We start from the raw sequence: 20845 nt of genomic DNA, 5'->3' as shown, positions 1-20845 counted from the left end.
TTTCCCTTTAAAGGTACTCATTTACGAAAGAATCCACACCAAGAGCATTTTTTACATCAAATTCCCCAATCCTGGTTCTGCGTAAAGCTGAAAGATACGCTCCGCTGTCTAATTCTTTTCCGAAATCATGCGCCAGGCTTCTAATATAAGTGCCTTTGCTGCACACTACCTTAAATTCCACATAAGGCACTGATATTGCAGTGATTTCAAAGGCTGAAATATGCACTTTTCGTGCCGCAATTTCCACTTCTTCCCCTTTTCTGGCATATTCGTAAAGGCGTTTTCCTTCTTTTTTTAAGGCAGAAAAAACCGGAGGGTATTGCTGAATGTCACCGATAAATGATTTGGTGGCTTCGTAAATTTTATCTTCAGTAATATGATCGGTAGGATAGGTTTCATCTACCTCTGTTTCCATATCGTAGGACGGAGTAGTGGCACCAAGGGTGAACGTTCCGGTGTATTCCTTTTCCTGGCCCTGGTATTCTTCAATTTTTTTAGTCATTTTTCCGGTGCATAAGATCAGCAATCCGGTGGCTAAAGGATCTAAAGTGCCTGCATGGCCAACTTTGATCTTTTTGATGTTAAAGTTCTTTCTAATCAGCCAACGCACCTTGTTCACCATTTGGAATGAAGTCCATTCGAGGGGCTTATCAAACAAAAGGATCTGTCCGTTTTTGAAGTCTTCTTCAGTAAATTTAGACATGCTGGGAATATTCAAAACCTATTGCAAGAAGCCCCACAATGAAGCAGTAGATCGCAAAATAGGAAAGTTTACTGTTTTTTACGAGCTGTATCATCCATGTACAGGCAGCAAAACCTGCTATAAACGCAGCTATAAAACCTGCTATTAGAGGAGTAATTTGCATAGTTGTATCTGTAATTTCTCCAGAAAGAAGATCTTTGGCAATTTTTCCTAAAATAAGAGGGACTACCATAAGAAAGGAGAAGCGGGCAGCTTTGGCTTTGTCATTACCTAAAAGAACCGAGGTTGCAATTGTGGCACCACTTCTAGAGATTCCGGGCAGGAAAGCTATTACCTGCGCGATACCTATAACAAAAGCATTTGAGTAACTTACAGGTTTATCGGTGTTTTTAGCTTTGTCTGCTAACCACAACAAAAGAGCGGTGATTAACAACATATAACCTACGATAAGAATGCTCCCTCCAAAGATAAGCTCCAGTTCTCTTTCAAAAAATAAACCAAGAAGAACTCCGGGAATCATAGAAATAATAATTTTAAGAGAAAACTCTGTTTCTGCATTCCATTTGAACTGGAACAATCCACGAAAAATTTCTGCAATATCTTTTCTGAAAACCACTATTGTACTTAAAGCGGTGGCGAAATGAAGTACAACGGTCACCATCAGGGATTCTTCAGGGATGCTGTTGTCGCCCAGTATAGCTTTTCCAAGTTCTAAATGTCCACTCGAGGAAACCGGAAGGAATTCCGTTAAACCCTGGATAATTCCAAGGACAATGGCATCAAATATTTCCATTTATTTCTTCCGGGGGGTTAATAGAATAGCATAAACTTCAATCGCAAAACCGATAAGAACAAGGGTTGGCGCCAATCTGATCCTTCTGAAGTTGTAAATTTCGGGATTGAATACGTTTGGATCGTCACTTCCGCCTCCCGCCATGAGGATAAATCCTAGTGCTATGACTGCAAGTCCGATACCCATTACCACGTAATTCTTTTTTCCGAAGACAAAATTGAGGTCTTGCTTATGTAAAGGTTTCTTGTTTTTGTTCATTTTTTGTCTGTTTTAAACTATTCTATAATTCTTATCAGGAGTACTTACAATGCTACCATTGGTCTTTCAATATTATAACTACCACGAATGCACGAATATTATAATTTTGACCGATCCAAAAGTAGGAAAAAGCGAATTTTTCCTGTCATAAATCGAACATCAATTTTTTCAGGATTGCTAATTGATTACTGAGAACTAATAATATAATTCGTCAGTTTTCAGGTTCAGAAAACGCTGAGTGGCAAAAAAGGTGCTTAACCAGGTGATTAAAACTCCCATTAGGAATACTCCTGCAAATAATCCAATCAATAAATAGGTGTCGCTAAGCAGTTCTAGCTCAGGAAAACTTTTCTGCATATAATATAACACAGCTCCCATTCCGATTAGGGCAAGCACTGCTCCTATCATCCCCAGCTTTACACTTTGCCAGATAAATGGCCTTCGAATAAATCTTTTTGTGGCACCTACCATCTGCATGGTCTTTATGGTGAAACGTTTGGAATATACAGAAAGTCTAATGGAACTGTTGATAAGCAACACAGCTATAAAAGTAAAGATGGCGCTAATCACCAGGATCCAGAAACTTATTTTAGTCACATTTTCATTCAGCAGGGAAATTAGAGGTTTGTCATAGATCACTTCATCCACAAATCCTTTGCTTTCCAGTTCTGCAGCAATTTCATCTACCTCACCCGAACTTATATAGTCGGCTTCGAGGTAAACATCTATGGAATTTTGAAGCGGATTATATCCCAGGAAATCCATAAAATCTTCCCCTATTTCCTTACTGTGAGCTTCGGCAGCTTCTTCTTTAGAGATAAAAGTGGTGGATTTGGTATATTCTGCCAAAGCCAGACTTTTATCGAGTTGCGTCATTTCCACTTCTTTGGCGGTGTCCTTAAAATAAATGGTAAGGGCGATCTGTTCCTTGAAATGATCGGCTATTTTTTTGGTGTTCAGCACTAGCAAGCCTAGTAATCCCATTAAAAACAGTACCAATGCAATACTTATGACAACCGAAAAATAGGAGGAAATCAAACGTCGTTTTTGATACCTTTCAAAAGATGAACTCATAGAATAGCTTCAAGAAATTTGTGTAAAAATAAGAAAGTTAATCAATCCCATTCTTTAAAACGTCCAAACTTTTCACTTTCGTACATTAAACGTATTTTTGCCCTTTCCTGAACTGTTTCAGGAGGTTTTACCTTACAAATACCCTAGAATAAACTTCAGAAATGAGTTACAACTTCAACAAAATAGAAGCCGACTGGCAAAAGTATTGGGCCGAAAACCAAACATTCAAAGCCTCTAATAATTCCGATAAACCAAAATACTACGTTCTGGATATGTTTCCATATCCCTCAGGCGCAGGTTTGCACGTGGGGCATCCGCTGGGATACATTGCCAGCGATATTTATTCGAGGTATAAACGCCACAAAGGATTCAATGTGCTGCATCCGCAGGGATATGATAGCTTTGGGCTGCCGGCAGAGCAGTATGCCATCCAAACGGGGCAGCATCCTGCCGTTACTACAGAGCAAAATATCAAGCGGTACAGAGAACAGCTTGACAAAATGGGCTTTTCATTTGACTGGAGCAGGGAAGTTCGCACCAGTGATCCCGATTATTACAGATGGACACAATGGATTTTTATCCAGTTGTTTGAATCATGGTACGATGAAGAAGCTCAGAAAGCACGTGCTATTTCTCAACTAGAAGAAATTTTTTCTTCGAATGGGAACCTGCAGGTGAGAGCTACCTGTGATGAAGATGTACAGGAATTTTCTTCAGAACAATGGAATGCTTTTTCTTCAGAAGAAAAACAGGAACAACTACTAAAATACAGGCTTACATACCTGGCTGAAACCGAAGTTAATTGGGTGCCTCAGCTGGGAACAGTTTTGGCCAACGATGAAATTGTCAACGGAGTTTCAGAACGCGGGGGCTATCCTGTAGTACGAAAGAAAATGACTCAATGGAGTATGCGGATTTCGGCTTATGCAGAACGTTTGCTCCAGGGGTTGGAACAAATAGACTGGACAGAAAGTTTAAAGGAAAGTCAGCGCAACTGGATTGGAAAATCGGTAGGGGCAATGGTAACTTTCCATCTTCATGAAGAGACCCTGAAACAAGTTCAGGGTGACGAAAAAATAAAATCTTTTGGTATATCGGTGTTTACTACAAGGCCTGACACTATCTACGGAGTCACATTCATGACGCTGGCTCCCGAGCATGATCTGGTTTTAAAAATCACTACTTCAGAACAAAAAGAGGAAGTAGAGGCGTATGTAGCGGCCAGTGCAAAGCGAAGCGAACGCGAACGTATGGCCGATGTGAAAACCATTAGCGGAGTTTTTACCGGAGCCTATGCAGAACATCCGTTCACGAAAGAGCCGGTGCCGATCTGGATTGGAGATTATGTTTTAGCAGGATATGGAACTGGAGCGGTAATGGCGGTTCCATGTGGTGACCAGCGGGATTATGATTTTGCCAAACATTTCGCCGGACAAAAAGGAATGCCTGAAATCAAAAACATCTTTCAGGATGTTGATATTTCTGAAGAAGCTCATTCCGGAAAAGATGGGACTATAATAGCAAATTCCGGATTTCTTAACGGCATGCCTTATAAAAAGGCACTAAAGGCAGCGATTGAAGAGCTGGAAAAGATCGGTTTAGGAAAAGGAAAGATCAATTATAGGTTGAGAGATGCCGTTTTCTCCCGTCAGCGATATTGGGGAGAGCCATTCCCTGTGTACTATGTCAACGGAATGCCGCAGATGATTGACGAAAAGTATTTGCCAATTCGCCTTCCGGAAGTTGAAAAATACCTTCCGACAGAAACCGGAGAACCGCCATTAGGAAATTCTTCTAAATGGGCCTGGGATAGGAAAAAAAATAAAGTGGTTGAAAATGAGAAGATCGACCATGAATCTGTTTTTCCGCTGGAACTCAATACAATGCCAGGATGGGCAGGAAGTAGCTGGTACCTTTTCAGGTATATGGATCCACTTAATGAGGAGCGGTTTGTTTCTCCGGAAGCACAACAATACTGGGAAAATGTAGATTTATATATCGGCGGAAGCGAACATGCCACAGGGCATTTATTATATTCCCGATTCTGGACAAAACTGTTAAAGGACAGAGGTTTTCTAAGTGTTGAAGAGCCTTTTAAGAAGTTGATCAACCAGGGGATGATTTTAGGGCAGAGCGCTTTTGTTTACAGATTGGAAGGAGAGAATACCTTTGTTTCAAAAAATCTCACCGAAGGGAGAAAAGTACAACCAATTCATGCTGATGTTTCCTTGGTTAATTTTTCAGACGAACTGGATATCAAAGGCTTCAAAAAATGGCGTCCGGAATTTAAAAACGCAGAATTTATTACAGAGGAAGACGGGACATATGTAGTTGGTAGAGAAGTCGAAAAAATGTCTAAGTCCAAATACAATGTGGTCAACCCAGATGATATTTGCGAAGATTATGGGGCAGATACTTTAAGGATGTATGAAATGTTCCTTGGCCCCTTGGAACAGGCGAAGCCCTGGAACACCGCCGGGATCACAGGGGTACATAACTTCCTGAAAAAATTTTGGAAGCTATACCATTCCTCAGCATCCAGGGAAGAGGAAAAATTTTCTGTTTCAGAAGAAAAAGCTTCAGCCGATTCTTTGAAAACATTACATAAAACCATCAAAAAAGTTACTGAAGATATAGAGACTTTCAGCTTTAATACTTCGGTTTCAACATTTATGATTTGTGTGAATGAACTCTCGGCTCAGAAATGCAATCAACGGGAGGTTTTAGAGCCTCTGGCAGTACTTATTGCACCTTATGCTCCACATATAGCTGAAGAGCTGTGGAAGAGACTGGGCCAAAATGAATCTGTGACTACGGCAACTTATCCTGTTTACGAAGAAAAATTTCTGGTGGAGAGTACCAAGGAATATCCTATTTCGTTCAATGGGAAGATGAGGTTTACTATGGAACTTCCGTTAGATTTGTCTAAAGATGAAATTCAGGAGGCTGTTATGAACGATGATCGAACAAACAATCAACTTTCGGGATCAACCCCTAAAAAAATTATAGTGGTGCCTGGTAAAATTGTAAATATTGTAATTTAGACCCATAAAATTTACGGGTATGAATGGGGTAATTGTTAAAACTAGCAACGATTACCCCATTTATTATTCTAATTAATTTACTTTAAGAACTAAAATATTCAGTTTATGAAAGTAGGAGTTCCTAAAGAAATTAAAAACAACGAGAGTCGGGTGGGAATGACACCTGCCGGTGTGCTCGAACTTACGAAAAAAGGTCATACCGTCTTCGTACAAACCACTGCGGGAGAAGGCAGCGGATTTAAAGATGAAGATTATGAAATGGCCGGCGCCGCCATTCTTCCTTCCATGGAGGAAGTCTATGCAGCCGGTGAAATGATCGTCAAGGTAAAAGAACCTATTCCGGAAGAATATCCACTCATCAGAGAAGATCAGGTGGTGTTTACTTATTTCCACTTTGCTTCAGACCAGAAGCTCACCAAAGCGATGATTGAGAGTAAATCTGTTTGCATTGCATACGAAACGGTTCAGAATGCATCAGGGATGTTACCGTTGCTCACTCCAATGTCCGAGGTTGCTGGTCGAATGGCGATTCAGCAGGGAGCAAGATATCTTGAAAAACCTGTAAAGGGAAAGGGTATTTTACTTGGAGGAGTTCCGGGAGTTGCCCCAGGGAAAGTATTGGTTTTAGGTGCAGGAACAGTGGGCATACAGGCTGCAAAAATGGCAGCCGGGCTGGGAGCTCATGTCACTATTCTGGATGTTAATATGGATCGGCTCAGGTATGTCAACGACATTATGCCTAGCCACGTAGTTACCGAATTTTCCAATGAATATAATATAAGGAGACATATCAAGACGCACGACCTTATTGTAGGAGGAGTTTTAATCGCCGGGGCGAAAGCACCTAAACTCATTACGCGAGATATGCTAAAGGAAATGCAGGCGGGGACAGTGCTTGTAGATGTAGCGGTAGATCAAGGGGGGTGCATTGAAACCACCAGGCCAACCACGCACCAGGATCCTATATACATTATTGAAGATGTGGTTCATTATTGTGTGGCAAATATGCCGGGAGCGGTGCCGCATACTTCTACCGTTGCCCTTACCAACGTAACGTTGCCCTATGTGCTTAAATTGGTAGACATGGGGTGGGAGAAAGCATGTGAGAAGGACGTTGCGTTAAGGAAAGGCTTAAATATTATTAAAGGAAAAATTGTTTATCTACCTATAGCAGAAGCCTTTGGATGGGAAGAAGCCATTAGTTAAATATCTTATTACCGGGATGTCATATTTCATTAATTTGGCTGGATTTTTGTTTATACATTTGTAACTAAATCTTTAAAAATTATGATGGGATATTATATTATTGCCGGGCTTATTTTTGTAGTGAGCCTCTATGTGAGCAATAAACTAAAGAGTAAATTTAAACATTACTCTAAGGTGCATCTTCAAAACGGGATGAGCGGTAAAGAAATCGCAGAAAAGATGCTACGTGACAACGGAATTAATGATGTAAAGGTTATTTCCACTCCTGGGATGCTTACAGATCATTATAATCCCGCCAAGAAAACAGTAAATTTAAGTGAGTCTGTATATACACAAAGGAACGCTGCTGCGGCTGCAGTAGCGGCACATGAATGTGGACATGCCATTCAGCATGCAAATGCTTACAGCTGGTTACAAATGCGTAGTCAGTTAGTTCCTGTGGTTAGTGTAGCTTCACGTTTTTCACAATGGGCGATCATGGGAGGATTAATATTAATGACCATGGTTTCTGTTGGAATTGGGCAAACTGTATTATTGGTAGGAATCATCCTTTATGGAATGGGAACGCTTTTTAGCTTTGTAACCCTTCCGGTAGAGTACGATGCAAGTAAACGTGCGTTGGTGTGGCTGGAGACTGGAAACATGCTGAATTCACAGGAACATGCAGCTGCGGAAGATTCCCTTAAATGGGCTGCCCGTACCTATGTAGTTGCTGCCGTGGGTTCACTGGCAACCTTACTTTACTTTATTAGTATTTATCTGGGGCGAGATTAATTCTCATTCTTTATTATAATACAAAAGGACGCCACCGGCGTCCTTTTTATTTTTGTAATAAGGATGATCTTAAATATCCTTTACTCTCTCATCTATCAATTTCAATGCAATGCCATCGGTCCCCATTAGATCAAAAAGCTCAAGAACCCTACGCATTTTCTGTTCTTCTTCCATTTGTTCATTGATGAACCATTGCAGGAAGTATTCCGAAGAAAGGTCCTGAACCTTTCTGGCTTTGAACACAATACTATGGATGGATTTGGTAATTTCAATTTCCTGATCCAAAGCCGCTTCAAAGATCTCCTGAAGGGAATTAAATTCGTGCATCACACTTTTTACTTCCGGAGAATAGGCCGTACCACCATTGTCGTTGATAAATTTGAAGATCTTAAGCATGTGCTCGCGTTCTTCTTCAGATTGTTTGTAGAAAAATTCGGCGCTGTAATTAAGACCATTCTGGTCGCACCAGGAAGCCATAGCTAGATAGGCCGATGAGGAATGCGCTTCTTTTTTGATCTGCTGATTTAACAGATCCATGATATCTACATTAATACTTATTTTTTGTCTTACTAGATCTTTCATAATGCTACTTTTGTTTAAAAGTAATGAAAAATAGGGTCTTATCCTTCCGGAGAGTCCAATTTAGAAGCAGTCTAATCCTGAGTAACGGTTTTAGATAGTCTGCGCGACCAGAGCATGTAACTCCAGCATTCCAAAAGTAGATTTGATAAGCTGCTTGAGATCAATTACCTGGAGTGTGTCTAAAATTAAGATATGTTCCCTGTTGCACAAGGTAAGGATCTCTATTCCGTGAGAATTCGAGTTGCTGTCAAAGTGAGCATTCAAATCGATGGAATTCACCTTTTGCCGAAGCGCTAATAGCTGACAAAAACTCAGCTTTACAGGCTTGTCCCCGAAGTCAACAAAGAAGCACCTCTTGTTGTCACACTGGTACGAGGAATAGTAATATGATTTATAGAGTAGGTTCATTTACAGGGCAAAAATAATCTTATTTAGACTTATTCCAAAGAAAAATTCATAATGTTGTGCTGCAAATCAAATTTTTCTGAAACTATAAAAAAGTTTAATTCTTTTCTGAAGTATGGCGGACACTAATTACCAACCACTCCAAAAGGATTATAGCCTAGATATTCTTTCTCCTCTTCCCTAAAATGGATTCCGTTTTCTTCAAGCTCTTTGAGGATTGGACCATAAACTTCCTTATTTATGGGAAGCTGAACCCCTGGTGTAGAAATGGTGCCATTAAGGATCTTTAAAGCAGCAATTCCTACAGGAAGCCCTACCGTTCTGGCCATGGCTGTTTCGTTTTGATTTTTACCTATATTCACCATAGTTGCATCAATCTGCTTCCTTTCCCCGTTCATTTCATAGCCGAATTTATGATACATCACGATCATGTCTTTATCGTCTTCTGCCAGTGTCCATTTTTCCATTAATATCTTCTGAAGGATTTGTGCAGGAGTTGCATTTTCCAATTCCACTTTCTTATGGTCGTTAAAAAGATCAAGTTCCAGTAGTTTTTCCCACATAATATCATCCTGATCAATTTTCAGGTTATGACGGAATTTCAATTCTACAGAATCTGTTGGGGAATAGGGGAGGAAGGAATTAACAAAATCCCTGTAACTCATTTCTGCGGAATTTTCCATGGTATAACTATCATCGGTCATTCCTAATTGTACAAACATATTCCAGGCTTTACTGAAACCTACCCGTCTGATGGTTCCGCGGTATAGGGTTAAAACATCCTCAAGCTGATAAATGCTTTTGTACTTGAGGGAATTCCGGTTAGCATAAACTTCAAATTTTCCGTAATCGGGAATTTCTAAAAATTCTGTTCTTCGGAATAATCTGTTGTACGGAATATACTTGAATTTCCCTTCCTGAAGAAATTTAGCTACACCGCCCTGGCCGGCCACCACAACATTCCTTGGGTTCCAGGTGAATTTGTAGTTCCATAGGTTGGTATCACTTTCCGGAGCAACAAGTCCGCCGGTAAAAGATTCAAAAAGTAGTAATTTTCCGCCGTTGTCCCTTATGCGGTCAATAACATGCATGGCACTCATGTGATCAATTCCGGGATCCACGCCAATCTCATTCATAAAGACAAGTCCTTTCTCCTTCACTTCCTCATCCAGCATAGCCATTTCCTCACTTATGTAGGAGGCCGTCACCATATTTTTTCCAAACCTCAAACAATCTTTGGCAACTTCAATATGAAATCGCGCCGGAAGCATGGAGATAACAAGATCTGCTGACTTTACCGCATGCTCTCTCTCTTCCTGTTTGAATATATCTAAATAAATTGCTTTTGAATGAGAATGATTTCCGGCTACTTTTTCTGCATTTTCCCTGATGAGGTCTCCAATGGTAATAAATAAGTTTTCAGATTCTGCTTTTTTCAGAAGGTAATTAATGAGAACTCCGGTAGATTTTCCTGCACCAACGATAAGAATATTTCGCATAAGCAATAACTTGTTTTAATTTTGTAGAGAAATTCGTTTTAACGAATGTACTTAATTGTTCTCATCTTAAAAAATAAACCATGAAGAAGGAGGTTTTGATCACCGGCGTTATTTTCGGACTTATCGCTATAATTTTAGGAGCTTTTGCTGCACATGGGTTAAAGCCTCACCTCACCCCCGACCAAAGGATCACTTTTGAGACCGGAGTTAAGTATCAGATGTACAGCGGTTTATTTTTATTATTCCTGGGGATTGTCAACGGCATTTCAGAAAGAGTAAAAAAAATTTGTTTTTATTTAACACTTTTTGGGGTCATACTTTTTTCCGGTTCCATATTTCTTTTGGCAACAAATTCCCTCACTTCATTTGATTTCACTGTAATTGCTTTAATCACACCTTTGGGAGGGACTTTAATGATTGCTGCCTGGATAGTGTTACTGGTTTCTTTTTTTAAGTTAAAAAAGAAATAAAACAACCTTGCATCTCCTATTATCATTCGGAGTTTTCTACATTTGTTGACGTAATATAAACACACAACCTTATATTTTATGTTGGCAAACACACAAATTACGAAAACGATTGCGCTAGAAAAGTATGGAATTAGGAATGCCACGGCTCATTATCAATTGTCTCCTGAAGAACTTCAGGAAGCTACGATAGAAAAGGGGCAGGGAGTAGAAACCAAGTCGGGAGCTTTGGCTGTTAATACAGGTGAATTCACCGGCCGTAGCCCGAAAGACAGATTCATTGTGAAAGATGAAATTACTCAGGATGATGTTTGGTGGAGTGACATCAACATTCCTTTTGACGCAGGGAAATTTGATGCTCTCTATGAGAAAGTAACCGATTATCTTTCTGAAAAAGAAATATACGTAAGGGATTCTTTTGCAGGAGCAGATGAGAAATACAGAATGAACATACGAGTGATCAATGAATATCCATGGTCCAATATGTTCGCCTACAATATGTTTTTGCGTCCGGAAAAGGAAGAACTGGAAACATTTAAAGAAGAATGGCTTGTGGTCAATGCACCCGGATTTGAAGCAGACCCGGAAGTAGACGGGACCCGGCAACATAATTTCGCTATTCTCAATTTCAAGAAAAAAATAGCGCTGATTGGTGGAACGGGTTATACGGGAGAGATTAAAAAGGGGATCTTTTCTGCCCTTAATTTCATTCTTCCAACCCAAAAAGATACCTTACCCATGCATTGTTCCGCAAACGTTGGAGATGATGATGACACGGCAATTTTCTTCGGATTATCGGGTACTGGTAAAACCACTCTTTCTGCAGATCCAAGCCGTAAATTAATTGGGGATGATGAGCATGGATGGACCAGGGAAAACAAAGTCTTCAACTTTGAAGGTGGCTGCTACGCCAAAGTTATAAACCTTACAGAAGAAAATGAGCCGGATATATACCGGGCTATAAGACCCGGCGCTATCCTCGAAAATGTAATTCTTGATGAAAAAGGAGATGTGGATTTTGGAGATACTTCTATTACACCAAATACACGGGTAAGCTATCCCATTCATCATATTGATAATATTAGAAACCCTTCTGTTGGGGAAAATCCAAAGAATATCTTTTTCCTTACCGCAGATGCTTTCGGCGTTTTGCCTCCAATAAGTAAACTTACTCCGGGCCAGGCAGCTTATCATTTTATAAGTGGTTATACAGCCAAAGTAGCCGGAACAGAAGCCGGAATTGATGAGCCGGTTCCAAGTTTTTCAGCTTGTTTTGGAGCGCCTTTCATGCCTTTGCATCCTACCAGGTATGCCGAAATGCTTAGTGAGAAAATGAAAGAAAGTAATGTAAATGTGTGGCTGGTAAATACTGGCTGGACAGGTGGTCCATACGGGGTAGGCTCAAGAATGAAATTAAAATACACCCGGGCTATGATCAATTCTGCTTTAAGAGGGGATCTTGAAGAGGTGTCTTTTGAGCAGCATCCGGTTTTTGGACTTGCTATGCCAACCGAATGTAAAAACGTACCTTCCGAAGTGCTTAATCCCAGGTCGACCTGGCAAGACAGGAAAGCATATGATAAGAAAGCCCATACCCTGGCAAAATCCTTTAATGACAACTTCAGAAAGTATGAAAAAATGGCTAATGAAGAAATTCTGTCCGGAGGACCAAAAATCTAAACCTTAAGGCTACGAATTAAAACAAAAAATCCCGCAATCGCGGGATTTTTTGTTTTATATACTTTCGGAATTAAGGATGTTTTTTGTTCATTTCCTTAATGTACTTTTCAAGAGCCATAGTCATGGAAGGAGTCTCGGGTGTAGGTGCCTGGATGTTCACGGTTAATCCGTGTTCTTTAGCAGCTTTTACCGTGGTGTTCCCGAAAACAGCAATCCGTGTGTTCTTTTGTTCAAAATCCGGGAAGTTTTCAAACAGTGATTTGATTCCGCTGGGGCTAAAAAATACCAAAACATCATAAAATACTTCTCTCAAATGTGAAAGATCACTTACTACAGTTCGATAGAATGTTGCCTTCTTCCAGTCCACTCCCAGTTTATTCAATGTCTTTGGAACATCTGGCTTCAGCATATCTGAAGAAGGGAGTAGGAATTTTTCGTTTTTGTACTTTTTTATAAGTGGAGAAAGCTCAGCAAAATTACGTTTTCCAACGTAGATCTTACGTTTTCTGTACACAACGTATTTTTGAAGATAGTATGCTACGGCTTCACTTTGGCAAAAATATTTTAAAGTATCGGGTACTTTAAAACGCATTTCTTCAGCTATTCTGAAGAAATGATCAACAGAATTTCTGCTGGTTAAAATAATGGCAGTGTAATTGGCAAGGTCAATTTTTTGTTGTCTCACATCTTTGGATGAAACCCCTTCTACGTGAATAAAAGGTATAAAATCGATTTTAACTTTTTGTTTTTCCTCAAGTTCAAAATAGGGGGAATTTTCAACCTTAGGTTCTGGCTGAGAAACCAAAATTGTCTTCACTTTCATAAACGTTTTCTTTTTACAACCTTACCTATTTGTAATTAGCTTATACAAAATATAATACGGTCCAATTTCGAGAGCGCAAAGATACAAAATAAAATAAAACGAATGCTTCATTATCTGCTGCTGATTTTTTCGAAATATTCCGAATAGGGTAATGATGTTGATGAGTAAAATGATTCCGAGGCAGATATAAATCGCTAAGGCACCGGGCTCCCACACATAAATGAATAGTATATTCACCGGAAGCAGGACTAAAGTAATGAAATTGCGGTAACTGAGTTTGTAGAACAAATAATAGTTAATCTCCTTATCAAAGGAAATAATATTAGCCAGGATCTTTTCAAAAGAGAATTTTAAAAGCACAAAGGCTCCGTAAGCGGTAGCAATTCTTATGAAAAGAATTTTTGGCCGTGGAATTTCGCTAGTTACAAATGTTTTATAGAATATATAAATGAATAATGAAATCGAGATCACGTTTACTGCAAAAAGCAGCACATTAAAAGGATGGAAAATTTTAGATTCTTTGCCCTGCAATAGTAAATATTTATTGGTAGCAAAAAGCATTGCAAAGTCTGCAAATCTATGAGGGAATGTATATTTAGCAGCTACAAGCAACAGGAGGGCGGCCATAAGCAGTATGGTTATCCAGTCTTGTGAAACCGTGAATCTTTCTATAATCTCCAACCTCAGTATTTTTTCTACAAAGGTAAAATTTAAACGATGAAAAGAACCTCTAAAAATAAAATGTAGACATTAAAAATAGTTACATTTGCGCAAAAGATATTGTATGCCAGATGGGATTGTAATAATACCCACCTACAACGAAAATGAAAACATTGAACGATTAATCAGGAATGTGTTTTCTCTGCAACGCAATTTTCATATTTTAGTAGTAGATGACGGTTCTCCTGATGGGACTGCTACCACGGTAAAATTGCTGCAAAAAGAGTTTGGGGATCAGCTTTTTTTACAGGAAAGAAAGGAAAAATCGGGATTGGGTACTGCTTATATCTTCGGTTTTAAGTGGGTACTGCCACGAGGATATGAATATATCTTCCAGATGGATGCCGATTTCTCTCATAACCCCAACGATCTTATTAGACTCTACAATGCCTGCAAGAAGAAGCAGGCCGATGTGGCTATTGGATCCCGGTATAAAACCGGTGTGAATGTTGTAAACTGGCCTATGAGCAGGGTTTTGTTGTCATGGTTGGCTTCAAGGTACGTAAGATTAATTACGGCAATGCCAATTTATGATACTACAGCGGGTTTTGTTTGTTATAGAAGAAAGGTGTTGGAAAGAATACATCTTGATAAAATACAGTTTATTGGGTATGCTTTTCAAATTGAAATGAAATTTAAGGCTTACTTATTGAAAATGAGAATAGTGGAAGTGCCGGTGATCTTTACAGATAGGACACGTGGAACTTCTAAAATGAGTGGCTCTATTATTTGGGAAGCTGTTTTTGGAGTGGTAAAAATGAAGTTTAAAAGTCTGTTTAATAAGATGAGTATATAATGAAGAAGGTACTGATAAAAAATGCGCGCATAGTAAACGAAGGAACCATAAAAGAGGGGGATATTTTTATAGAAGATGGTGTGATTACTGAAATTGCCGATAGCATAAGTGCCAAATCACCCGATTTAAAAATTTTTGATGCAGAGGGGAATTATGTGCTGCCGGGCCTTATTGATGATCAGGTGCATTTCAGAGAACCAGGGCTTACTCATAAGGAGACGATAGAAACCGGATCTAAAGCTGCAGTTGCTGGAGGAATTACTTCCTTTATCGAAATGCCCAATACGCAGCCACAAACCACCACAATAGAATTACTCGAAGAAAAATTTAAACTTGCGGAAGAATCTTCCTATGCTAATTATTCCTTCATGTTTGGAGGTACCAATGACAATTTGGAGGAGATCAAAAAAATTGATCCTAAAACTACTGCTGCTTTAAAGTTGTTTCTTGGTTCATCGACAGGAAATATGCTGGTGGATGATGAAAAGGTGCTTGAAAGGATATTTACGGAGTCTCCATTATTAATTGCGGCTCATTGTGAAGACGAAGAAACCATTCAAAAAAACCTGGCAGAATGCATAGAGCGTTATGGGGATGATATTCCCATTGAACTGCATCCAAAAATAAGAAGTGAAGAAGCCTGCTACATTTCTTCTTCAAAAGCTGTGGCCCTGGCAAAAAAGACAGGTGCAAGACTGCATGTTTTCCATGTATCTACGGCAAAAGAATTAAAACTTTTTGATAACAAAAGGCCTTTAAAAGATAAGAAAATTACGGCAGAGGTATGTATCCATCACCTCTGGTTTAACGATCAGGATTATGCAAAGAAGGGGACTTTCATAAAATGGAATCCTGCTGTTAAAACTAAAAAAGATCAGGAGGCTCTGTTAAAAGGACTTCTGGAAGATAAAATTGATGTGATCGCGACAGATCATGCTCCGCATACGAAGGAGGAGAAGAAAAATGTATACACCAAAGCTCCAAGTGGTGGACCATTGGTGCAACATGCACTACCTGCACTGTTGCAAATGTATCATCAGGAAAAGATCACTTTAGAGAAGATCGTGGAGAAAATGTGCCACAATCCTGCTATTTTATTTCAGATAGAGAAACGTGGATTTATCAGGGAAGGATATAAAGCAGATCTTGTGATCGTGGACCTAAATGCCCCATGGGCAGTGCAGCCAAACAATACTATTTATAAATGTGGCTGGTCTCCTTTTGAAGGTACTACTTTTAAATCTAGAGTGACTCATACCTTTGTGAACGGAAATCTAGTCTATAAGAACTTCCAGTTCAACGGATTTCAGCAAGCAGAAAGGCTTACGTTTGACAGATAATATGAAATATTTTTCCTTCATAGTACTTTGTTTGTTTCTGGTGGTTTCCTGCCAGGATGTGCAGCGATCAGAAAAACCGGAAAATCTTATTCCTGAAGACAAAATGGTAAATGTTCTTACCGAAATGTCGCTGTTGCAGGGTGCCCGTAGTTACAGCAAACAGGAACTGGAAAAGAGGGGTATAAAACCCGATGAGTACCTGTGGGAAAAATTTGATATTGACAGTGCAAGATTTGCCAGCAGTAATAATTACTATTCTGAAAATTACGTGGTGTACCAGAGGATCTATGAAAAAGTGAAAGACAGTCTGGAAACTTTAAAGTTGCATTTTGACAGCATCAGGGAACTGGAGGAGGAAGAAAGAGATTCCATAATAAAGGCTAAACGAGCCAGAGGAGATACGATCATTGAAGAAGAGCAGCAACATCGCCGGCCACTGGATTCCATAATCCCCGATACTTTTACCAGATCACTGCCCGAAGTACCGAGGCGACAGGAAATCAGGCGGGATTCTTTCTAAAAATTTTTCCTGTCCGTTCAATTACCTGCTCTATACTCTCAAACCGGAAATTCAGTTGTTCCTTAATTTTTTCATTGGAATAGAATGTTTCTTCAAACAAACTTTTTACAGATTGACGTGTAAGTTGCCTTTTCCTCCCAAGGAAACTCAGGGATTTTTCAGATATCCATCCAAAGAAAACCATCCAGGGCTTTAATTTTCTGGTGGGTGCAGGTTTATCCAGAGATCTTGCAGTCATGTTGATGACTTCCTGGAAAGAAAGATTTTCCGATACCATGATAAATTCTTCGTTTACTATGGAAGATTCCATTAGTTGTCGCATGCCTTTTATTACGTCGTACACACCTATAAATCCGGTGACTTTCGGAAAATGATATTTTAATCCCGAATTTACTTTTTTAAACAGTTCGCCGCTGCCCGAATTCCAGAAGCCGGGTCCAATAATCACTCCAGGGTTGACGATCACTACCGGCACTCCCTCCTGACTTGCCCGCCATACTTCTATCTCGGCCCCGTATTTCGTGATCGCGTACATACTGTGATCTTCTTCCTTGTTCCAGGTGGAGGTCTCTGAGATCTCAGTTTTACCGGGTTTTTTATCGAAGGTTGCTATGGAGCTAACATAACATAGCTTGTGAATCTTATTCTTTATGCAGAAATTGACTATGTTGGCAGTGCCTTCAATATTTGTTTTCCGGAGTTTTTGATTTGCAGAAGGATCAAACGTAACAAAAGCGGCACAATGATAAACCCGGTGGATTCCTGAAAATGCCTTTTCAAGCGCAGGAATATCGTTTAGGTCTGCTGCCACCCATTCAATCTCCTCAAAGAATTTCCCGGCTTCCTCTTTTGAATGTTCAAAAGAAAAAACATTTTTTACAGCCTGTAAATCGCTGCTTTTTCTATGAATAGCCCGCACCTTTTCGCCCGATTTTACCAAATCGAGGAGTAAATGTGAACCTACCAAACCTGTGCCTCCGGTAACTAAAATCATCTGGTAAATATAGCTAAATCCACTTAGGAAAAATGCAGCTTTATGGTATCTTTACAGCTGTTTTTTTACACAAATAAAGTATTATGGATAAAAATTTTGTAGAAGAAATCACCTGGAGGGGAATGTTGAACGATGTAATGCCCGGCACCGAGGAGCACTTGCAGGAAGGCCATAGATCTGCCTATGTTGGTATTGATCCCACGGCAGATTCTCTTCATATAGGCCATTTGGTTGGAGTAATGATGCTTCGGCATTTTCAATTATGCGGGCATAAACCAGTAGCCCTGGTTGGAGGTGCAACCGGCATGATTGGCGATCCTTCAGGAAAATCTAACGAAAGAAATTTGCTGGATGAAGCTACTTTGCTCCATAACCAGAATGCATTAAAAGCCCAGCTTTCCAAATTTCTGGATTTTGAAAGCGATGCTCAAAATGCTGCAGTTTTAGTGAATAACTATGACTGGATGAAAAATTTCTCTTTTCTTGATTTTATCAGGGATGTTGGAAAACACATTACCGTCAATTATATGATGTCAAAGGATTCTGTAAAGAAGCGGTTGTCGTCTGATGCTTCTGAAGGAATGTCTTTTACAGAGTTCACGTATCAGCTGGTGCAGGGGTATGATTTTCTCTATTTGTACAGAAATCAGAATTGCACCCTCCAAATGGGCGGTAGTGACCAGTGGGGGAATATCACCACCGGAACTGAATTAATCAGAAGAATAGGGGACGGAAAAGGCTATGGGCTTACATGCCCGTTGATCACCAAAGCCGACGGAACCAAATTCGGAAAAACTGAATCGGGAAATATCTGGCTCGACCCTGACCGCACTTCTCCTTATAAATTCTACCAGTACTGGCTGAACACCAGTGATGAGGATGCCGAAAGATTTATCAAGATTTTCACCTTTTTGCCTAAGGAAGAAATCGAAAATTTAGTGGCGCAGCATAAAGAAGCTCCGCATTTACGTCAGCTTCAGAAGACACTGGCAGAAGAAATCACGGTGATGGTTCATTCTCGTGAAGATTTTGATAATGCAGTAAAAGCTTCGGAAGTTTTATTTGGAAAAAGTACAGCAGAGGATCTGAAAAATCTTAACGAAGGCACCTTTCTGGATGTATTCGAAGGAGTGCCGCAGGCAGAAGTAGAACGATCTGAAATTGAAGCAGGAATGGATATGATCGCAGCACTTTCGGCAAAGACCGATTTTCTAAAATCTAACGGAGAGGCAAGGAGAGCTTTAAAAGAAAATTCTGTTTCAATCAACAAAGAGAAAGTAACCGAAGATTACCAGATCACCACGAAAGATCTTTTGAATAACAAATATGTAATCATTAATAAAGGTAAAAGAAATACCTATATTATAAGAGTGGTTTAATTTAAAAAACCCCCTTGCGACCGGGAGGTGCTAAGGGGGTTTCTAACTAACCAACCAATTATGAAATACATAATCTAACCGAAACTTAAGTCGGTTATTAAAGAATTACCTTACAGGGAATTACAAAAATTTTTTATTTTTTTCCGGAATTCTAAATTCTCTGGGAAGCAGCTAAAATGCTGGATTTGAATCTTGGAGGAAATAAAATTATAAGACCATTAGGTTGCAGCCACGAATATCGCTGTTGTCAAATCTTCCCAAAATCTCCATTTTTCCATCTTCAGATTCTTTTCCCAAATCCTGAGTTGCAATAAAGGAACAGGAATTGATATTGGCCAGATCTATAATATTGAGTCCACCGGTTTTTCCCTTTGGAAGTATCTGCAGTGCATCTTCAGGATCACGCACCAGTATCTTCATCCACGGCGGACAATCAAAAACTCCGTCGCCCCGGGAATAAGCCTGGGAAAGAAGTTCGGTCATTCCATACTCACTGTGGATTTTCTTCACACCAAACCCATCGCTTAACACCTGATGTAACTCTTTTCTAATCATTTCTTTCCTTCGGCCTTTCATTCCTCCTGTTTCCATGACCACAGTTTTTCTCAGGTGGAAGGGGTGTTTTTCCACAAGATCCAGGAGTGCAAAGGAAACACCTATTAACAATACCTTATGTCCTTTTTCATCCAGTTGGATCAATTTTTTCCTTAGAGCCTCCAAATCATTGAGATAGAATCCGCTATGGGGATTTTTGCTATTTTCTATGAGATCCTGAACCATATATATTAAAGAAGAGCCTTCTCTTTCGAGGTAGGAGGGGAGCAAAGCCAGGACAGCAAATTCTTCAATATTTCCGTAGAAAGTATTAAATCCTTTTCTAAAGCTTTTTCGATAAATTTCCAGGTTTGTAACCGGGTGTTTACTTGTTTGGCTGCCGGTGGTTCCGCTGCTGGTAAAGGTAATTTCTACAGGATCTTCAGAAGAAATAATCTGCTGATTTTTAAAAAATTCAATGGGTAAAAACGGAATCTCTTCCAGAGATGTCACCAGCTCGGGATCTTTATTAAGTAACCTGCAGAACTGCCGGTAGGTCTTGTTGTTCACATACTGAAATTGGAAAACCTCCAGTGCCATTTTCAGGAACTCTTCAGGCCCCGAAATGGAAAAAATTTTGTTTTTATCTTGCATTGAAGTAGGAATGGAAAACAAAGGTAGAAAAAGTTGGAGGATAGCTTATTTTCTAAAATAAAATGATTTCAGAAAAAGACAAAAAATTAGCGGCAAAAGCCGCTTTCTCTTTATCGAATCACCAGCTTTCGCGTGGCTGAATTTTTTCCTTCTTTTATTTTCAGGATGTAAATACCTGATTCAAGTGACGATATATTAAGTTCGGTTCCCGAAAGACTGGTAGACAGAACAGGTTTTCCAAGAACATTAAAGATCTCAATCCTTTTGGTTTGATTTGTTTTGGTCGTAATATACACTTTTTCGCCGGTGGCGGGATTGGGGTAAATGGAAAGCTGCTCAATGGTTGCTTCACTGGGCTTATTTTCATTAGATACCTGAGCATTAGCCGATTCCGGAAGGAACGACAGGCTAATAGATAATAAGAGACACAAGTAGAGTTGTTTCATTTTCAGTTATCTGGATTAACAAAGTTAAACAAATAATTCAAAAACCAGACCAAAAGAAATATACTTAAAAGTTAAAAATGTATTTATTGTATCGAATATGTTAAAAATAAAGGCTGCCTATAATGGCAGCCTTTGTTCTGAAAATCTGAATAAT

The 20845-nt window shown here is 39.6% G+C and carries 21 protein-coding genes; 9 read left to right on the top strand and 12 right to left on the bottom strand.

Going from position 1 to position 20845, the window contains the following annotated elements; genetic code table 11:
• Positions 1-7: 7 nt before the first annotated feature.
• The 4 genes from truB to IE056_RS14015 all read right to left on the bottom strand — a co-directional run bounded on the left by truB (position 8) and on the right by IE056_RS14015 (position 2828).
• On the bottom strand, positions 8-703 hold the full coding sequence (gene truB / locus IE056_RS14030) for a tRNA pseudouridine(55) synthase TruB (RefSeq protein WP_189605352.1): 696 nt from the start codon (positions 701-703) through the stop codon (positions 8-10).
• Positions 696-1496: an undecaprenyl-diphosphate phosphatase gene (locus IE056_RS14025; protein ID WP_189605351.1), complete on the bottom strand. Its 801-nt coding sequence runs from the start codon at positions 1494-1496 to the stop codon at positions 696-698. The genes truB and IE056_RS14025 overlap by 8 nt, the downstream gene beginning before the upstream one ends.
• Complete coding sequence (locus IE056_RS14020) at positions 1497-1754, bottom strand: DUF3098 domain-containing protein (protein ID WP_189605350.1); 258 nt, start codon at positions 1752-1754, stop codon at positions 1497-1499.
• Between the two features lie 195 nt (positions 1755-1949).
• Positions 1950-2828 carry a cell division protein FtsX gene (locus IE056_RS14015; protein WP_189605349.1) on the bottom strand — a complete coding sequence of 293 codons (879 nt, stop codon included), beginning with the start codon at positions 2826-2828 and terminating at the stop codon, positions 1950-1952.
• Between the two features lie 161 nt (positions 2829-2989).
• Here IE056_RS14015 and leuS point away from each other — a divergent pair, with 161 nt between their 5' ends.
• The 3 genes from leuS (at position 2990) to IE056_RS14000 (ending at position 7852) form a co-directional block, all read left to right on the top strand.
• Entirely contained in the window at positions 2990-5872 is a 2883-nt protein-coding gene (gene leuS, locus IE056_RS14010; protein WP_189605348.1) for a leucine--tRNA ligase, read from the top strand.
• A 105-nt stretch (positions 5873-5977) separates the two neighbouring features.
• Complete coding sequence (ald, locus tag IE056_RS14005) at positions 5978-7078, top strand: alanine dehydrogenase (protein ID WP_189605347.1); 1101 nt, start codon at positions 5978-5980, stop codon at positions 7076-7078.
• A gap of 81 nt (positions 7079-7159) precedes the next feature.
• A complete protein-coding gene (locus IE056_RS14000) occupies positions 7160-7852 on the top strand; it encodes a zinc metallopeptidase (RefSeq protein ID WP_189605346.1) in 693 nt (230 codons plus the stop codon).
• 69 nt (positions 7853-7921) lie between these two features.
• Here the strand turns inward: IE056_RS14000 and IE056_RS13995 are convergent, their stop codons facing one another.
• From IE056_RS13995 to IE056_RS13985, 3 genes are all read right to left on the bottom strand, one after another.
• Entirely contained in the window at positions 7922-8434 is a 513-nt protein-coding gene (locus tag IE056_RS13995) for a ferritin (RefSeq protein ID WP_189605345.1), read from the bottom strand.
• A gap of 90 nt (positions 8435-8524) precedes the next feature.
• Positions 8525-8842, bottom strand: coding sequence for a hypothetical protein (locus IE056_RS13990; protein WP_189605344.1), 318 nt, complete (start codon positions 8840-8842; stop codon positions 8525-8527).
• Positions 8843-8964: 122 nt separating this feature from the next.
• Positions 8965-10338, bottom strand: a complete 1374-nt coding sequence (locus IE056_RS13985) for a saccharopine dehydrogenase family protein (RefSeq protein WP_189605343.1) — start codon at positions 10336-10338, stop codon at positions 8965-8967.
• An 80-nt stretch (positions 10339-10418) separates the two neighbouring features.
• Here IE056_RS13985 and IE056_RS13980 point away from each other — a divergent pair, with 80 nt between their 5' ends.
• Positions 10419-10808, top strand: a complete 390-nt coding sequence (locus IE056_RS13980) for a DUF423 domain-containing protein (protein ID WP_189605342.1) — start codon at positions 10419-10421, stop codon at positions 10806-10808.
• Between the two features lie 78 nt (positions 10809-10886).
• Positions 10887-12485 (top strand): phosphoenolpyruvate carboxykinase (ATP), encoded by a 1599-nt coding sequence (gene pckA, locus IE056_RS13975; protein WP_189605341.1) that lies wholly within the window; start codon positions 10887-10889, stop codon positions 12483-12485.
• 70 nt (positions 12486-12555) lie between these two features.
• Here the strand turns inward: pckA and IE056_RS13970 are convergent, their stop codons facing one another.
• Both IE056_RS13970 and IE056_RS13965 read right to left on the bottom strand, forming a co-directional pair.
• Complete coding sequence (locus IE056_RS13970; protein WP_189605340.1) at positions 12556-13308, bottom strand: uroporphyrinogen-III synthase; 753 nt, start codon at positions 13306-13308, stop codon at positions 12556-12558.
• 21 nt (positions 13309-13329) lie between these two features.
• A complete protein-coding gene (locus tag IE056_RS13965; RefSeq protein ID WP_229793771.1) occupies positions 13330-13989 on the bottom strand; it encodes a DUF4271 domain-containing protein in 660 nt (219 codons plus the stop codon).
• Between the two features lie 103 nt (positions 13990-14092).
• On the opposite strand from IE056_RS13965, the gene IE056_RS13960 reads away from it, so the two are divergent.
• From IE056_RS13960 to IE056_RS13950, 3 genes are read left to right on the top strand one after another with little or no spacing between them, the layout of a single operon-like run.
• On the top strand, positions 14093-14824 hold the full coding sequence (locus IE056_RS13960) for a polyprenol monophosphomannose synthase (RefSeq protein WP_189605406.1): 732 nt from the start codon (positions 14093-14095) through the stop codon (positions 14822-14824).
• A complete protein-coding gene (locus tag IE056_RS13955) occupies positions 14824-16164 on the top strand; it encodes a dihydroorotase (protein WP_189605339.1) in 1341 nt (446 codons plus the stop codon). The genes IE056_RS13960 and IE056_RS13955 overlap by 1 nt, the downstream gene beginning before the upstream one ends.
• A gap of 1 nt (position 16165) precedes the next feature.
• Positions 16166-16684 (top strand): DUF4296 domain-containing protein, encoded by a 519-nt coding sequence (locus IE056_RS13950; protein ID WP_189605338.1) that lies wholly within the window; start codon positions 16166-16168, stop codon positions 16682-16684.
• On the opposite strand, the gene IE056_RS13945 is transcribed toward IE056_RS13950, so the two are convergent.
• Positions 16665-17678, bottom strand: a complete 1014-nt coding sequence (locus tag IE056_RS13945; protein WP_189605337.1) for an NAD-dependent epimerase/dehydratase family protein — start codon at positions 17676-17678, stop codon at positions 16665-16667. The genes IE056_RS13950 and IE056_RS13945 overlap by 20 nt on opposite strands.
• A gap of 83 nt (positions 17679-17761) precedes the next feature.
• Between IE056_RS13945 and tyrS the strand changes: the two genes are divergently transcribed.
• The gene (tyrS, locus tag IE056_RS13940; RefSeq protein ID WP_189605336.1) at positions 17762-19057 is read left to right on the top strand and encodes a tyrosine--tRNA ligase; all 1296 of its coding nucleotides are present in this window, start codon (positions 17762-17764) and stop codon (positions 19055-19057) included.
• 207 nt (positions 19058-19264) lie between these two features.
• Here the strand turns inward: tyrS and IE056_RS13935 are convergent, their stop codons facing one another.
• Together IE056_RS13935 and IE056_RS13930 are read right to left on the bottom strand one after the other, a co-directional pair.
• A complete protein-coding gene (locus IE056_RS13935; RefSeq protein ID WP_189605335.1) occupies positions 19265-20245 on the bottom strand; it encodes a LuxE/PaaK family acyltransferase in 981 nt (326 codons plus the stop codon).
• Between the two features lie 110 nt (positions 20246-20355).
• Positions 20356-20691, bottom strand: a complete 336-nt coding sequence (locus tag IE056_RS13930) for a T9SS type A sorting domain-containing protein (RefSeq protein ID WP_189605334.1) — start codon at positions 20689-20691, stop codon at positions 20356-20358.
• Positions 20692-20845 lie beyond the last annotated feature (154 nt).

The sequence above is a fragment of the Salinimicrobium marinum genome (genome assembly GCF_014651535.1).
GTDB classification, from domain to species: domain Bacteria; phylum Bacteroidota; class Bacteroidia; order Flavobacteriales; family Flavobacteriaceae; genus Salinimicrobium; species Salinimicrobium marinum.
This window is presented reverse-complemented; position numbering and strand designations above follow the sequence as displayed.